The organism is Streptomyces thermospinosisporus, from assembly GCF_039526425.1.
GTDB lineage: Bacteria > Actinomycetota > Actinomycetes > Streptomycetales > Streptomycetaceae > Streptomyces > Streptomyces thermocarboxydovorans.
This window is the reverse complement of record NZ_BAAAIZ010000131.1, coordinates 1-12,458: the sequence shown is the minus strand read 5'-3', so window position 1 is coordinate 12,458 and position 12,458 is coordinate 1. Positions and strand designations below refer to the sequence as shown.

At 70.3% G+C, this 12,458-nt stretch carries 10 protein-coding genes; 5 read left to right on the top strand and 5 right to left on the bottom strand.

Annotation, left to right across the window (positions count from 1 at the left end; all coding sequences use genetic code 11):
* The first annotated feature begins 3 nt into the window (after positions 1-3).
* Positions 4-888 (top strand): carbohydrate ABC transporter permease, encoded by an 885-nt coding sequence (locus tag ABD207_RS30990; RefSeq protein ID WP_344016632.1) that lies wholly within the window; start codon positions 4-6, stop codon positions 886-888.
* A gap of 109 nt (positions 889-997) precedes the next feature.
* A complete protein-coding gene (locus tag ABD207_RS30985) occupies positions 998-1,723 on the top strand; it encodes an XRE family transcriptional regulator (RefSeq protein WP_425580879.1) in 726 nt (241 codons plus the stop codon).
* Positions 1,724-1,763: 40 nt separating this feature from the next.
* Here the strand turns inward: ABD207_RS30985 and ABD207_RS30980 are convergent, their stop codons facing one another.
* Positions 1,764-2,789: an ATP-dependent 6-phosphofructokinase gene (locus ABD207_RS30980; RefSeq protein ID WP_344016629.1), complete on the bottom strand. Its 1,026-nt coding sequence runs from the start codon at positions 2,787-2,789 to the stop codon at positions 1,764-1,766.
* Between the two features lie 326 nt (positions 2,790-3,115).
* Here ABD207_RS30980 and pta point away from each other — a divergent pair, with 326 nt between their 5' ends.
* From pta to pyk, 3 genes are all read left to right on the top strand, one after another.
* Complete coding sequence (pta, locus tag ABD207_RS30975) at positions 3,116-5,212, top strand: phosphate acetyltransferase (RefSeq protein ID WP_344016627.1); 2,097 nt, start codon at positions 3,116-3,118, stop codon at positions 5,210-5,212.
* Positions 5,209-6,417 carry an acetate kinase gene (locus ABD207_RS30970; RefSeq protein ID WP_344016626.1) on the top strand — a complete coding sequence of 403 codons (1,209 nt, stop codon included), beginning with the start codon at positions 5,209-5,211 and terminating at the stop codon, positions 6,415-6,417. Before pta ends, ABD207_RS30970 begins: the two co-directional genes overlap by 4 nt.
* A gap of 83 nt (positions 6,418-6,500) precedes the next feature.
* Positions 6,501-7,928: a pyruvate kinase gene (gene pyk, locus ABD207_RS30965; protein ID WP_344016625.1), complete on the top strand. Its 1,428-nt coding sequence runs from the start codon at positions 6,501-6,503 to the stop codon at positions 7,926-7,928.
* 134 nt (positions 7,929-8,062) lie between these two features.
* On the opposite strand, the gene ABD207_RS30960 is transcribed toward pyk, so the two are convergent.
* The 4 genes from ABD207_RS30960 to ABD207_RS30945 form a co-directional block, all read right to left on the bottom strand.
* A complete protein-coding gene (locus ABD207_RS30960; RefSeq protein ID WP_344016623.1) occupies positions 8,063-9,418 on the bottom strand; it encodes a hypothetical protein in 1,356 nt (451 codons plus the stop codon).
* Positions 9,408-9,974: a DUF6114 domain-containing protein gene (locus tag ABD207_RS30955; protein ID WP_344016622.1), complete on the bottom strand. Its 567-nt coding sequence runs from the start codon at positions 9,972-9,974 to the stop codon at positions 9,408-9,410. The genes ABD207_RS30960 and ABD207_RS30955 overlap by 11 nt, the downstream gene beginning before the upstream one ends.
* Before the next feature lie 117 nt (positions 9,975-10,091).
* Entirely contained in the window at positions 10,092-10,724 is a 633-nt protein-coding gene (locus tag ABD207_RS30950; RefSeq protein ID WP_344016620.1) for a DUF6230 family protein, read from the bottom strand.
* Between the two features lie 667 nt (positions 10,725-11,391).
* The gene (locus tag ABD207_RS30945) at positions 11,392-12,372 is read right to left on the bottom strand and encodes a tetratricopeptide repeat protein (protein WP_344016619.1); all 981 of its coding nucleotides are present in this window, start codon (positions 12,370-12,372) and stop codon (positions 11,392-11,394) included.
* Positions 12,373-12,458 lie beyond the last annotated feature (86 nt).

Below are 12,458 nucleotides of genomic sequence, written 5' to 3'. Positions count from 1 at the left end.
GTCGTGTCCCTGCCCCTCCCCCACCGCGCCCGCCCGCTCGCCTCCCACCGCGCCCGCCCGCTCGCCTCCCGCCGCGCCGCGCGCCGGCTCGCCGCCGACGCGGGCCTGCTGGTGGTGGCCCTCGCGTTCGTGCTGCCGCTGGCCTGGGTGGTGCTGTCGGCGCTCGATCCGCACGCCGGTCTGCGGGTGAAGGCACCGGACGGGCTCACCCTGGAGCACTTCGACGCCATCCTCACCGACGAGATCACCTTCACGCCGCTGCTGAACAGCCTGGTCCTGTGCGGCGGCGCGACCGCGCTGACCGTGGTGTGCGCGGCGCTCGCGGCGTATCCGCTCTCCCGGTTCCGTTCCCGGCTGAACCGGCCGTTCCTGCTGACCATCCTCTTCGCGACCAGCCTGCCGATCACCGCGATCATGGTCCCGGTGTACGCGCTGTTCGTGCAGGTCGACCTGATCGACACCCGGCAGGGGACGATCTTCTTCTTCGCCGCCTCTCAGCTGCCGTTCGCGATCTGGCTGATGAAGAACTTCATGGACGGCGTGCCCAAGGAGCTGGAGGAGGCGGCCTGGACGGACGGGGCGTCCACGCTGCAGTCGCTGGTGCGGATCGTGCTGCCGCTGATGGGGCCGGGCGTGGCGGTGGTGACCGTGTTCTCCTTCGTGATGATGTGGGGCAACTTCTTCGTGCCCTTCATGCTGCTGCTGAGTCCGGATCTGATGCCCGCCTCGGTGAGCATCAACGACTTCTTCGGCAACCGGGGCATGGTCGCCTACGGGCAGCTGGCGGCGTTCTCGATCGTCTACTCGACGCCGGTGATCCTGCTGTATGTGCTGATCGCACGACGGCTCGGCGGGGGTTTCGCGCTGGGTGGCGCGGTGAAGGGATGACCGGGTGCGGGGCGTCGGGGCCGCGGGTACCCGCCGGTAGCCGTAGGTTCCTACAATCCGTAACGTTGGCCGAACTGACCGTAGTCACCCGCATGGCGGTTTCTCTAGCTTGTCGGCCGTGCACCGAGCCACCTCCCGACCGAACGATCCCCCGCCTCCTCCGTTCAACGCGCCCGCCGCCCGCCGGCTGCGGGCCGCCCTCGGCATGGGCCCGGACCATGTGGCGCAGACCCTGCGCGTCTCCTACGGGCTGCCGTATGTGACACCGCACCTGGTGGTCGCCTGGGAGCGCGGCACCGCCGCCCCCTCAGGTCCCGAACTCTCCGCGCTGGCGGGGGCGTTGTGGTGCAACCCCGGTGAACTCATCGGCCGCCCGAGCACCTTGCGCGAGCACCGCATCGCCCGCGGTCTGGCGGCCGAGGACGTCGCCCGCACGGTAGGGCTCGAACTCCACACGTATCTGCGGATGGAAGAGTCCGGGCAGTGGCGCGGCTCCGACCGGCAGACCGCCGTGCTGGCCGGACTGCTCGCCCTGTCCCTGGCCGACCTGATCACGGTCTCCGGGCGCGAGGACCGGCTGGCGGAGCTGCTGCGCAGTGCCGCGACGACGCGCTGGCAGGGGTACGTCCGGCCGGTCGGCAAGCTGGCCCCGCTGGACCGGCGGGTGCTGGAGCGGGCGCTGCAGCGGCTGCACCAGGACTACCAGGGGCACATGGCCGCCACCCTCAGCTGGGGCGGCGGCAGCGGTGATGCGGGGGACGACGGCCGGAGGTTCCTCGAACGCGTCGTCGACCACTTCTGGGCGGCGGTGGAGGAGTACTCCGGCTCCCGGTAGGGGCCTCCCGGCAGGCGACCGGCACAGGCGGGAAGGCGGACTAGAAGACCGACTCGGCCTCGTCCATGCGGTACTTCGGCACCGTCTTCAGCTCCGTGACCGCCTCCGCCAGCGGGACCATCACGATGTCCGTGCCGCGCAGCGCGGTCATCTTCCCGAACTCGCCCCGGTGCGCGGCCTCCACCGCGTGCCAGCCGAAGCGGGTGGCGAGCACCCTGTCGTACGCGGTCGGCACGCCGCCGCGCTGCACATGGCCGAGGATGACCGGCTTGGCCTCCTTGCCCAGGCGCCGCTCCAGCTCGAGGGCGAGGGCGGTGCCGATGCCCCGGAAGCGCTCATGGCCGAACTGGTCGATCTCGCCCTTGCCGTAGTCCATGGTGCCCTCGGCCGGGTGCGCGCCCTCGGCGACGCAGATGACGGCGAACTTCTTGCCGCGGGCGAAGCGGGCCTCGACCATCTTGACCAGGTCGGCCGGGTCGAAGGGGCGCTCGGGCAGGCAGATGCCGTGGGCGCCTGCGGCCATGCCGGACTCCAGGGCGATCCAGCCGGCGTGCCGGCCCATGACCTCGACGACCATCACCCGCTGGTGGGACTCGGCGGTGGTCTTCAGCCGGTCCATCGCCTCGGTGGCGACGCCGACGGCGGTGTCGAAGCCGAAGGTGCGGTCGGTGGAGGAGATGTCGTTGTCGATGGTCTTGGGCACGCCGACCACCGGCAGGCCCGCGTCGGACAGCATGCGGGCCGCGGTGAGCGTGCCCTCACCGCCGATCGGGATGAGCGCGTCGATACCGAAGTCGCGGATCATGTCGGAGGCGTTCGCGCACGCCTCGCGCAGCCGGTCCCGCTCGAGCCGGGAGGAGCCGAGGATGGTGCCGCCGCGGGCCAGGATTCCGCTGACCGCGTTGAGGTCGAGGGGCCGGTAGCGGCCGTCGAGCAGGCCGGAGTAGCCGTCCTCGAAGCCGATGACCTCGTCCCCGTAGTTGTCGACCGCGCGGTGCACGACCGACCGGATCACTGCGTTCAGGCCGGGGCAGTCGCCGCCTGCGGTGAGAACTCCGATGCGCATCGTGCTGTGTCTCCTGGTCGCTGTTGATACCGGTGAGCCAATGCCGATTGTTTCACGTCCCCCACGGCGGCGCCGACGCCGGACCAGTGGGCGCCCTAACGAGCGCCGGAGGTATTGTCAAGAGGGTTCTGCTCACCTCCACGGGTGATCTTGCAGACGCCGGTATGACAACGCGGTCCCGGCGCACTCGAACCCCTGCGACAACGCATCACACCCCCCGACGACGGCACACCCGGCCCCCGACGACGATCACCACCCCCGATGAGCCCCGACAGACCCCGACCGACACCAAAACACCGACGAAACAGACGAAACGGAGAGCGCGCGTGACCCGCAGCGTGTACGTGACCGGCATCGACCGCGGCGACGGCCGCCAGGTGGTCGAGCTGGGAGTCATGGAACTGCTGACCCGGCAGGTCGACCGGGTGGGCGTCTTCCGCCCCCTGGTGCACGACGGGCCGGACCGCCTCTTCGAGCTGCTGCGCGCCCGCTACCGCCTCTCCCAGGACCCGGCGACCGTCTACGGCATGGACTACCAGGAGGCCTCCACGCTCCAGGCCGAGCGGGGCACGGACGAGCTGGTCTCCACCCTCGTCGACCGCTTCCACCTGGTCGCCCGGGACTACGACGTGGTGCTGGTCCTCGGCACCGACTACGCCGACACCCAGTTCCCGGACGAGCTGTCGCTGAACGCCCGGCTCGCCAACGAGTTCGGTGCCTCGGTGATCCCGGTGGTGGGCGGCCGCAAGCAGACCGCCGAGTCGGTGCGCGCCGAGACCCGCAACGCCTACCGCGCCTACGACACCCTCGGCTGCGACGTGCTCGCCATGGTGGTCAACCGGGTCGGCCGCGAGGACCGGGAGGAGATCGCCGAGCGGCTCGCCACCCGGCTGCCGGTGCCCTGCTGGGTGCTGCCGGACGAGCCGGCCCTGTCCGCGCCCACGGTCTCGCAGGTGGCGAGCGCGCTGGGCGCCAAGGTGGTGCTCGGCGACGACTCCGGGCTCGCCCGGGACGCCCTGGACTTCGTCTTCGGCGGCGCCATGCTGCCCAACTTCCTCGCCGCGCTGACGCCGGGCTGCCTGGTGGTGACCCCGGGCGACCGCGCCGATCTGGTGGTGGGGGCGCTCGCCGCGCACAGCGCCGGCACCCCGCCGATCGCGGGGGTACTGCTCACCCTGGGCGAGGTGCCCGGCGAGGACATCCTCACCCTGGCCGCCCGCCTCGCCCCCGGCACCCCGGTGCTGTCGGTGTCCGGCACCAGCTTCCCCACCGCGGAGCAACTGTTCTCCCTGGAGGGCAAGTTGAACGCGGCCACCCCGCGCAAGACCGAGACCGCGCTCGGCCTGTTCGAGCGGTACGTGGACACCGCCGAGCTGACCCGGCGGGTCTCCGCGCCCAGCAGCGACCGGGTCACCCCGATGATGTTCGAGCACAAGCTGCTCGAGCAGGCCCGCTCCGACCTCAGGCGCGTGGTGCTCCCGGAGGGCACCGAGGAGCGGGTGCTGCACGCGGCGGAGGTGCTGCAGCGCCGGGGCGTGTGCGAGCTGACGCTGCTCGGGCCGGTGGAGCAGATCCGCAAGAAGGCCGCCGACCTGGGCATCGACCTCGGCGACAGCCAGATCATCGACCCGTCCGTCTCCGAGCTGCGGGAGGGCTTCGCCGAGAAGTACGCCGCCCTGCGGGCGCACAAGGGCGTCACCGTGGAGCTGGCCTACGACGTCGTCTCCGACGTGAACTACTTCGGCACGCTGATGGTGGAGGAGGGCCTCGCGGACGGCATGGTCTCCGGTTCCGTGCACTCCACGGCCGCGACGATCCGGCCCGCCTTCGAGATCATCAAGACCAAGCCGGACGCCGCCATCGTCTCCTCGGTGTTCTTCATGTGCCTGGCCGACAAGGTGCTGGTCTACGGCGACTGCGCGGTCAACCCGGACCCGGACGCCGAGCAGCTCGCCGACATCGCCGTGCAGTCGGCGGGGACCGCCGCCCGGTTCGGGGTGGAGCCGCGGATCGCGATGCTGTCGTACTCCACCGGCACCTCCGGCACCGGCGCCGACGTGGACAAGGTGCGGCGGGCGACCGAGCTGGTGCGCGCCCGCCGGCCCGATCTGAAGATCGAGGGGCCGATCCAGTACGACGCGGCGGTGGAGCCCTCGGTCGCCGCGACCAAGCTGCCGGACTCGGAGGTGGCCGGCCAGGCGACCGTGCTGATCTTCCCCGACCTGAACACCGGCAACAACACCTACAAGGCGGTGCAGCGCTCGGCCGGCGCGATCGCCGTGGGACCGGTGCTGCAGGGTCTGCGCAAGCCGGTCAACGACCTGTCCCGGGGCGCCCTGGTGCAGGACATCGTCAACACCGTCGCCATCACCGCCATCCAGGCCCAGAACGACGCCACGACCGGGAAGGCTGCCGCTCAGTGACTGCCACGCGTGTCCTCGTCCTCAACTCCGGCTCCTCGTCGGTGAAGTACCAGCTGCTCGACATGCGTGACAGCAGCCGGCTGGCCACGGGTCTTGTGGAGCGGATCGGGGAGCAGACCTCCCGGGTGAGGCACACCTCGGCGGCGGCCGGGGACGGCCGGGAGCGTACCGGGCCGATCGCCGACCACGACGCGGCGCTGAAGGCGATGGCCGAGGAGCTGGCGGCGGACGGCCTGGGTCTGGACTCCCCCGAGCTCGCCGCGATCGGCCACCGGGTGGTGCACGGCGGCAAGTACTTCACCGAGCCGACCGTCATCGACGACACCGTGCTCTCCGAGATCGAGCGGCTGATCCCGGTGGCGCCGCTGCACAACCCGGCCAATCTCACCGGCATCCGCACGGCCATGACGCTGCGTCCCGACCTGCCGCAGGTGGCGGTGTTCGACACCGCCTTCCACACCACGATGCCGGAGTCGGCCGCCCGCTACGCGATCGACGTGGCGACCGCCGACGCGCACCGCATCCGCCGCTACGGCTTCCACGGCACCTCGCACGCGTATGTCTCGCGGGAGACGGCACGGCTGCTGGGCCGGGCGCCCGAGGAGGTGAACGTGATCGTGCTGCACCTGGGCAACGGGGCCTCGGCCTCGGCGGTGCGGGCCGGCCGGTGCGTGGACACCTCGATGGGGCTGACCCCCTTGGAGGGGCTGGTGATGGGTACGCGCTCCGGAGACATGGACCCGGCCGTCATCTTCCATTTGATGCGCGTCGGGGGAATGTCCGCCGACGAGATCGACACTCTGCTCAACAAGAAGAGCGGTCTGATCGGGCTGTGCGGGGACAACGACATGCGGGAGATCCGCCGCAGGATCGACGAGGGTGATGAACAGGCGAAGCTGGCGTTCGACATCTACATTCACCGGTTGAAGAAGTACATCGGTGCCTATTGCGCCGTTCTCGGGCAGGTGGACGCGGTGGCCTTCACCGCCGGGGTCGGCGAGAACTCCGCGGAGGTGCGCGCGGCGGCCGTGGCGGGGCTGGAGCCTCTGGGTCTCGCGGTCGACGCGGAGCGCAACGCGGTACGCGGCGAGGGGCCGCGGCTGATCTCGCCCGAGGGCGCGCGGGTCGCGGTCGCGGTGGTTCCGACGGACGAGGAAATGGAGATCGCCACTCAGACATACGCACTGGTCGGAAACAACGACTGAGAACAAGTGAGCGTCGGGAATCTCATTTGTATATTCCGCCAGACGGAATATTCCGCTGCGAAACAAACCGATAGGATCGCCCCATGCGCCGTTCGAAAATCGTCTGTACTCTCGGCCCCGCGGTCGACTCCCACGAGCAACTCGTCGCCATGATCGAAGCCGGCATGAACGTGGCCCGCTTCAACTTCAGCCATGGCAGCCACGCCGAGCACCAGGCCCGCTACGACCGGGTCCGTGCCGCGTCCAAGGAGACCGGCAAGGCCATCGGTGTCCTCGCCGACCTCCAGGGCCCCAAGATCCGCCTCGAGACCTTCGCCGAGGGTCCCGTCGAACTGGTACGGGGTGACGAGTTCACCATCACCACCGAGGACGTGCCGGGCGACAAGACGATCTGCGGGACGACCTACAAGGGGCTGCCGGGCGACGTCTCCCGCGGCGACCAGATCCTGATCAACGACGGCAACGTCGAGCTGAAGGTGCTGGACGTCGAGGGCCCGCGGGTGAAGACGATCGTCATCGAGGGCGGCGTCATCTCCGACCACAAGGGCATCAACCTGCCCGGCGCGGCCGTGAACGTGCCCGCGCTGAGCGAGAAGGACGTCGAGGACCTGCGGTTCGCCCTGCGGATGGGCTGCGACCTGGTCGCGCTGTCCTTCGTGCGGGACGCCAAGGACATCGCCGACGTCCACCGGGTGATGGACGAGGAGGGCCGCCGGGTCCCGGTCATCGCCAAGGTGGAGAAGCCGCAGGCGGTGGAGAACATGGAGGACGTCGTGATGGCGTTCGACGGCGTGATGGTCGCCCGCGGCGACCTGGCCGTCGAGTACCCGCTCGAGAAGGTCCCCATGGTGCAGAAGCGCCTGATCGAGCTGTGCCGCCGCAACGCCAAGCCGGTGATCGTGGCGACCCAGATGATGGAGTCGATGATCACCAACTCCCGGCCGACCCGCGCCGAGGCCTCCGACGTGGCCAACGCGATCCTGGACGGCGCGGACGCGGTGATGCTGTCGGCGGAGTCCTCGGTCGGCGCCTACCCGATCGAGACGGTCCGGACGATGTCGAAGATCGTCCAGGCGGCCGAGCAGGAGCTGCTGTCCAAGGGCCTGCAGCCGCTGGTGCCGGGCAAGAAGCCGCGCACGCAGGGCGGTTCGGTGGCCCGCGCGGCGTGCGAGATCGCCGACTTCCTCGGCGGCAAGGGCCTGGTGGCCTTCACCCAGTCGGGTGACACCGCGCGGCGGCTGTGCCGTTACCGCGCCGAGCAGCCGATCCTGGCGTTCACCACGGACGAGAGCACCCGCAACCAGCTGACGCTCAGCTGGGGCGTGGAGCCGCACGTGGTGCCGTTCGTCAACAGCACCGACGAGATGGTCGACCTGGTCGAGCAGGAGCTGGTCCGGCTCAGCCGGTTCAACGAGGGCGACATCGTGGTGATCACCGCCGGCTCCCCGCCCGGCGTCCCGGGCACCACCAACATGGTCCGGGTCCACCACCTGGGCGGCCCGACCAGCTGACGGTCTCCGGTCGGCTGACGAGACCGGCTGACGGGACCGTCTGACGCACGTTCAGCGAAGACGCCGAGGGCGCCCCCTGAGGATCAGGGGGCGCCCTCGGTGTGAGCGGCTCCCGAAGTGGTCTTGACGCGGGCTCAGTCCGTGACGAACTGGTGCAGCCCGGGCACGTGCAGGGTGCCGCCGAACTGGCCGGCCTGCTGCACCTTCACATTGGTGAAGTAGATCAGCGGGATGTTCAGCGGCGGCGGGTGCTCCGGGTCGAACGTGACGGGTATCAGCCCGAGCAGGTTGCCGGATATGCGCTCCGTGTACATCACGGTGTCGCCGTTGCGGATGGTGGACGTCGAGCCCTTCGCGGCCTGCACGTGGTACGTCTTGCCGGACTGCGGGTCCTTGACGGTCTGGTGCAGGTCGCCGATGTCGGTGCCGTCCGAGACGACGTACTTCAGCACCTTCTTGGTGGTGCCGTTGGCCGTCTTCACCTTCACGATGCCCTTGTAGTCGGCGCCCTTCAGCAGCAGCGAGCTGGCGTCCAGGAACCAGGGGTCGTCGGGCAGCGGGACGGTGTTGTCGATGCCGCCCTCGGCGTCGGTGGCGACCGGGCAGTCCTCCGGGTCGACCGTGGCGCTCTCCGACGGGCTCGGCGAGGCCGACACCTCCGGGGCGGCCTCGGCGGCCTTCTCGGCCTTCTCGGCCGCTCCCTCGACCGCTTCGCCCGCGCCCTTGGCCGCCTCGCCCGCCGTGCCGGCGGCGTCCTCGGCGGCCTCCTTCGCGGCACCCGCGGCCTTCTCGGCGGTCTCCTCGGCCTTGTCTCCGGCCTCCGCGGCGTCCCCGGCCGCCTCGGCGGCCTTCCCGGTCTCCGAGGGCGACGGGGCGGGGCTCTCGCCCTCCTCCGCCTCGGCGGCGTCGCCGGGCGTGAGGACGTCCTTGATCCCGTCGCCGATCTTCTCCAGGAGGTTCTTGTCGGTCTCCGAGGGGGACGGCGCGGGCTGCTCGGAGGCGGAGGCGGACGGTGCGGGCTCGGCCTTGTCGTCGGAATCTGAATCCGGCGAAGAGGACGTGCCCTTGCCCGCCTGCTCCCGCGCACCGGCCTCCGGGGCCTGCTGCGCATCCGGCTTCTCCTCGGCACCGCCGCTCGCCGAGGGGGACGGCGCGGGCGACGCGGAGGCGTCGTCCTTCTCCTTGTCCTTGTCCTTGGCGTCCTTGGCGTCCTTGGCGTCCTCCGCGGCCTCGATCGCCGTCACGCAGTCCTTGTACTCGTCCGCGGTCAGGCTGTTCGACGAGCCCGGCTCGTCCTTGGCCTGGGCGAGCGTGGGAGTGAACCCCATGCCCATCAGGACCGCGGTCGGCATCGCCGCGAGGGCTATCGCCTTGCCCGCCGGCATCTGGAACCTGGTGAACAGCGGCTTCTTGGGAGCCGCGTGGCGCGGCCCGGTTCTCACACGGGACGCCTCCGCATCAGCCCCGTGGGTCACCTCGTCAGCCGGCACTGTGCCTCCCGTTCGCCCCGTTCGCCGGGCTCGTTCCTGACAGATCGTTCGGCTCGCCCACCGTGGTGTCGTCGACGGACTTCAGCAGCGTGGTGTCGCTGTCCGCGCCCTGAGGGGCGCCGCCCTGGTTCCCCGCGGCGGCCGCGGGCTTGTCCTCGGGCGGTGTGCCCGGCGCCCACGACACGGCCATCGCCCCGCCCACGAGGGCGAAGAGGAAGCCGATGAGGAAGCCGCCGAGGTTGGAGACGGGAATGGACACCAGCGCCAGCAGGATCGCGGCGACACCCGCGAAGACCCGTACGTGCTTCTGGAACCAGAGGCTGACGCCGAGGACGACGAGCAGCACGCCGATGATCAGGGACCCGGCGCCCGCCGTGGTCGCCATGGCCAGCGTCAGATGTCCGATCTGGAGGTTCGCGTACGGGAAGTAGGCGATGGGGAATCCGCCGAGCATGACGAACAGGCCGGCCCAGAACGGCCGCGCGCCCCGCCAGGCGCGGAACTGCAGCCTCCGGAGAGTGAACTGGCCGGATGCGGCAGGAGTCTCGGCGCTCATGGAAAACAGCTCCCTGGTACGGCGTTGCTGTGGTGGTGATGTGCCCCGCACGTGAAGACGGGGCCGGAAGGTGGACGGGCGGGGGCGCCGGTGGCTCCCCCGCCCGTCACAGAGTGCTCAGTAGCACTCCTTGACACCCTTCGAGAGCGACATCTTCAGGCCGCTCAGCTTGAAGGTTCCGGCGGTGGTGGCCCACGCCGTCTGCTTCACGTCGGTCAGCGTGGCCGACTCGGCCTGCTGAGCGAACCCGTACGGGTTGGCCTGCTCCTTGCCGCCCTTCATGCCGGGACCCTTGTTGGCGTCCTTGGCCGCAACACCGATGTCGATGTTGTTGAAGGTGGCGTTGGCCTCGAGGTCCTCGACGTCGATGTAGAGGTTCTCGGCCTCGACCGGCTTGTCGGCACCGGCCTTCAGCGTGAGGCTGACATTGCCGAAGAACGGCACGTCCGGGGTGACCACGGACTGGCACATGTTCCGGATCTTCGCGGACTTGAACGCCGAGACGGCGACGGGGTGAGCCGTCTTCTCGCCCTTGAGCGTGTAACCCGAGTCGATCGCCCCGTACTGGGAGAAGCCCGTACCGTCGAGCCGCTCAGCCGTCACCTTGAACGACTGGCCGGAGACGCTGAACGAGGCGGCGAGAGCACCCTGCGCGAGGGCGACACCTATCGCTGCCGTGGCGGCGACGCTGGGCACCATGACCACAGCGAACCGCTTCCATCTGGTCCCGCCACGCACCTGGGACTCCATATTTCCTCCTTCTCGGACGTACATCTCCTGCTCCGACCCGCCGCCTTGGACGACGGCTCAGCCGGGCAGGGATGGGAGAAGTGCTACGTCCTCGGGAAGGAGAGCGCCTGCACCCGGCGGCGCACAAAGCGCCCGAGTCACCGGCGTTCACCCCCGAGCGACAACCACTGGTCGCGCCTGACACGCATCACGCACAACCCTGCCGGACAGGCTTCGCCGAGTGGGCGAAGACCCCCCTGTCCAAGAGCCGGCACCACTGCCGCCGGCTCTGCTCGGTGGGGACCCAGGAAGTCCCGTGACCCGACCGGCTGTCGGGCGCGGGAATGGACCGAGCGTCGCCGATCGTGGTGCATTCTCGCCGCCCGCACAAGGGGGGTCGTTACTGGCTAGTAACGGCCCGATAACCACGACACGACGCAGGGGTCTCGGTCGGCAACGCAGGGTGTCCCGGAGGTGGTGTGCAAAACCATTGATCGCTGGACAGAACCCGACAGATCAACGGCTGCGGTTTACTCGCAGTAACAGCGGCCGCGATTACCAAGATTTGGCAAAGCGCGGCCGCAGTGACCTCTTCTCGACCAATCTTTCACTCGGGCACCAGGGTTCCGGTACCCGACGGGGCGGGCGTGAACCAGCCGCGCGCCCCGCTCAGACGGTCGCGCGCGCCTTAGAACAGGGCGCGGGCCAAGGCTCTGCGCGCGGCGACCACGCGCGGATCCTCGGCGCCGACGACGTCGAACATCTCCACCAGCCGCGACCGGGCGGCCTCCCGGTCGTCACCCTTCGTGCGCGAGACGGTGTCGATGAGCCGGCCGAAGGCGTCCTCGACGTGCCCGCCCGCCAGATCCAGGTCGGCGGCGGCGATCTGCGCGGCGGCGTCGTTCGGCTTCTCGGCGGCGTCCCGGCGCACCTGCCGCGGGTCCATGTCCCGCACCCGCTGGAGCAACTCCGCCTGGGCCAGGCCCAGTTTGGCCTCCGTGTTGCCCGGCTCCTCGGCCAGCACGTTCTTGTACGCCTGGATGGCACCGGGCAGGTCGCCCGCGTCCAGCGCCTGCACGGCGGCGTCCAGCAGGGCGTCGTGCGGCCCGGCGGGCCTGGCCTCGGCGGTCCTGCCCGCACCGCCCGGCTCCGCCTCGGGGTCGACGACCAGCCCGGTGAGGCCGAAGCGCTGCTCGGCGACCTGCACCAGCTGGTCCAGGGTCTGGCGGATCTGCGCCTCGCCGGCCGCGCCCTGGAAGAGCGGCAGGGCCTGGCCGGCCACCACCGCGAAGACCGCCGGGATCCCCTGGATCCCGAACTGCTGCATCAGCATCTGGTTGGCGTCGACGTCGATCTTGGCGAGGAGGAAGCGCCCGTTGTACTCGACCGCGAGCCGCTCCAGCACGGGGCTGAGCTGCTTGCAGGGCTCGCACCACTCGGCCCAGAAGTCGATGACGACCGGGACCTCGGTGGAGCGCTGCAGGACCTCGCGCTCGAAGCCGGCCTCGTCGACGTCGATGACGAGATCGGCCGGAGAGACGGCACCGGTGCCGCCGCCCTTGCGCGCCGCTTCGGCGCGCGCCTGCTCCGCCTTCGCCTTGGCCTCCTGGGCCGCCTTCACCGCGGCGAGGTCGACGACTCCGCTCATGGACATGTTCCGTGGCTGCATGCGTCTATCCTCCCCCGTACTGCGCGCCTAGATGAATGAGTCCAAGGGATCGCCTGCGGACATGAGACGAGGGCGTCCAACGTCGA